Genomic DNA, 432 nt, shown 5'->3' on the forward strand with positions numbered 1-432 from the left:
CGCCGCCCGAAGAAAGATTGGCGTTATCGAGAAGAAATACCGTCTCCCCTTTTTGGGGGACAGATCGAAGCGATAATTTCTGTCGGCGCAATTTGAGTGCGATGCGCGGGTCTTTAAAGTTTATCTTCGTATCTCGTTTTGTGGCGATAAATTCTTTCTGTTTACGCATCATGAGTTGTCGAATGGTTGAATGTCCGTCTCCGACGACATTGAGCGGAATGCGCTCGTAGGCCGAAATCACTTTCTTGTCGAGAACAACAATGCGATAGTCGCGCCCACTGACGCGTCTTTGCACGAGAGCAACACGGTCTTTTTTGAATATCAGGCGCAGTGCGCGAAGCAGTTCCTTTTTATTTTCGACAACTGCAACGCCACTTCCCTGACTACCACTATTCGGTTTTACCACTACGGGAAACCCGAGCTTCCTTGCGT

The 432-nt window shown here is 48.8% G+C and carries 1 protein-coding gene; it reads right to left on the reverse strand.

The window, feature by feature from the left end; all coding sequences use genetic code 11:
• On the reverse strand, positions 1-432 hold a 432-nt coding region (locus AC3DE3_RS17460; protein WP_488370885.1), incomplete at both ends, for an ATP-binding protein.

This window comes from Dietzia sp. IBK-p2-16D (assembly GCF_057773085.1).